The organism is Rhodococcus sp. ENV425, assembly GCF_002887785.1.
Lineage (GTDB): Bacteria > Actinomycetota > Actinomycetes > Mycobacteriales > Mycobacteriaceae > Rhodococcus > Rhodococcus aetherivorans.
Genome location: NZ_PCZU01000292.1, coordinates 1 through 504 on the forward strand (window position 1 = coordinate 1; position 504 = coordinate 504).

General features: G+C 77.0%; 1 protein-coding gene. It reads right to left on the bottom strand.

Features of this window, described 5'->3' with window-relative positions; all coding sequences use genetic code 11:
• Positions 1 to 504: ATP-binding cassette domain-containing protein (locus CQZ88_RS27790; protein ID WP_146034380.1), on the bottom strand; the 504-nt coding region annotated here is incomplete at both ends.

A 504-nucleotide genomic window follows, 5' to 3' on the forward strand; every position in this document is an offset into this window, starting at 1 on the left:
CCGCACCGGGTAGTCGTACACGCGGGTGAGCAGCTCGCCGGTCAGCACCTGCGCGGGCGGGCCGTCGGCGGCGACGCGGCCCCGTTCGAGCACGCAGATCCGGTCGGCGTACGCCGCGGCCAGGTCCAGGTCGTGCAGCACCACCACGACGGCGGTGCCCGCGTCGGCGCGGGCCCGCACCACCTGCATCACCGTCTCCTGATGGCCCAGATCGAGCGCGGCGGTGGGCTCGTCGAGCAGCAGCGTCTCGGTGTCCTGGGCCAGTACCCGCGCCAGCGCCACCCGGGCCCGTTCGCCGCCGGAGAGCGCGGGGAACGGCCGGTGCGCCAGGTGCGTGACGTCGGCCTCGGTCAGCGCGGCTGCCACCAGGGCGTCGTCGTCCCGGCTGCGCCCGGTGCGCGCCCACGCCGCGCGACCCATCCGCACCACCTCCAGCGCGGTGAACGCGAAGCCGACGGCGTGCTGCTGCGGCAGCACCGCCCGTCGACGTGCCAGGGCGGCGGC